Genomic DNA, 1,779 nt, shown 5'->3' with positions numbered 1-1,779 from the left:
CTGGTCCACAGCGGGGGTGTCGGTGCCCGGGTAGACCCGGCTGGCTCCCTTGAACGAGACAGTTGCCATGTCGCGCTTCCTTCCTTCGCCGGCAGGAACGTGCCGGACGGTCCGTAGCAAAGGCCCCAGGAGTGTGGGTGTCTACTTTGGTGACGCATCACCGAAGCAGTCGGTTCAACGTCCGGACGATGATTCACATTCCCGGCCAATGGATCGCCGGACCCATTGACAAAGAGAATTTTTATGTACAAAATTCTTTGTGTGATGAAAGACGTGATGCACCTGGAGCAGCTCGGGCAGGCCGAGGCGCTGTTCAAGCCGCAGCGCATCGAGGTGCTGCGGCGCCTGGCCGAGCCGCACACCTGTGGCGAGGTCGCGGAGCAGCTCGGGCAGACCCCGCAGCGCGTCTACTACCACGTCAAGCGCCTTGTCGAGGCTGGTCTGGTGACCCGCGTGGAGGAGCGCAAGGTGCGCGGCATCCACGAGGGCGTCTACCAGGCCACGGCTCGGTCGTACTGGCTGTCCCCGCGGCTCGTCGGCCGGATCGGCGGCCTGCGCCGGACCCAGGACGAGCTGAGCCTCGGCTACCTGCTGGACCTGATGGAGGAGGTGCAGACGGACATCGCCGCGCTGGACCGGTCAGCTCCGGAGCTGCCGTCCATCGGGGTGTCGGGTGAGATCCGCGTCCGGCCGGAGCACCGGCGGGAGTTCTTCCACGACCTGCGGAGCACGCTGCAGGACCTTTTCGAGCGCTACGGCGGCTCCGAGGGCGACGCCTTCAAGCTGGCCGTGGCGTGCTACCCCAAGGGAGACCACGACCATGACTGAACCACTGATCCTTCAGGTGCGCGCCAAGGCCGGCGTCGACGACGTCCTCCAGGCGCTGACCGATCCGAAGGCACTCAACCTCTGGCTCGGCGAGCACGCGAACGTCGACCTGCCCGGGACCTTCGAGTTCTGGGGCCGCTACATCCCCGACGGCGACGCCCCGCACCAGCGCGTCCTCGGGTACGACGGCCGGACGCTGAAGCTGGCCTGGCTCCTCGGCGGCGAGGAGACCACCACCGAGATCACGGTGATCGAGGAGAGCGACGCCTGCACGATCGTCAAGGTGTCCCAGAGCCACTTCAACTGGGCGGAGGCGGTGTCCAACTCGAACATCCGCGGCGTGCTCCAGACCTTCTGGTCGCTCGCCCTCGCCAACCTGGTCGACCACCTCGAGGGCCGTGAGCTCACCACCCGGCCGGACTTCACCTCGCCGGAGCTGGCCGGCGAGGCGCTGATCGACGCGCCGGCCGCTCAGGTCTACGCGTCGCTCACCGACTCCGCGAAGGCGTCCGCGTGGTTCGGGTACCCGGTGGACATCGACGCGCGGATCGGCGGCCGGTTCGCGATGGGCGGCTTCGACGCCGGGCCGGGGCTGGAGATCATCGACCTGGTCGAGGGACGGAAGATGTCCATCGACTGGGGCGAGGCGGGGATCAGCACCTGGGAGTTGGCCGAGTCGGGCGGGAAGACCCGGCTGACCTTCGTGTTGAGCGGGTTCGAGGGCACGCCGCCGTACGGGGCGTGGCTCGGGTGGCTCAGCGGGGTCGCCGCGCTCCGCCGCTTCAACGAGCAGGAGGACTGGCAGCCGATCTGGGCCGCCTAGGTGTGATGTCCAGGGAGGTTGCCCCGCTTGGCGGCGGTGAGTCGGGCTGACAGGTGAAGGCCTCCGGTTGTGAAGTGGAGCTGTCTAGTTCACCGCTTCACCAACCGGAGGCCTTCGTGTCCCACGCT

Annotated in this window: 2 protein-coding genes; both read left to right on the top strand. The window is 67.7% G+C overall.

The features are described 5' to 3' along the window. Positions 1 to 264: 264 nt before the first annotated feature. The gene (locus tag E1218_RS35665; protein ID WP_132327436.1) at positions 265 to 828 is read left to right on the top strand and encodes an ArsR/SmtB family transcription factor; all 564 of its coding nucleotides are present in this window, start codon (positions 265 to 267) and stop codon (positions 826 to 828) included. Next, entirely contained in the window at positions 821 to 1,651 is an 831-nt protein-coding gene (locus E1218_RS35660; RefSeq protein ID WP_132327435.1) for an SRPBCC family protein, read from the top strand. The genes E1218_RS35665 and E1218_RS35660 overlap by 8 nt, the downstream gene beginning before the upstream one ends. The last annotated feature ends 128 nt before the right edge of the window (positions 1,652 to 1,779 follow it).

It is taken from the genome of Kribbella turkmenica (genome assembly GCF_004348725.1).
Classification (GTDB): domain Bacteria; phylum Actinomycetota; class Actinomycetes; order Propionibacteriales; family Kribbellaceae; genus Kribbella; species Kribbella turkmenica.
This window is presented reverse-complemented; position numbering and strand designations above follow the sequence as displayed.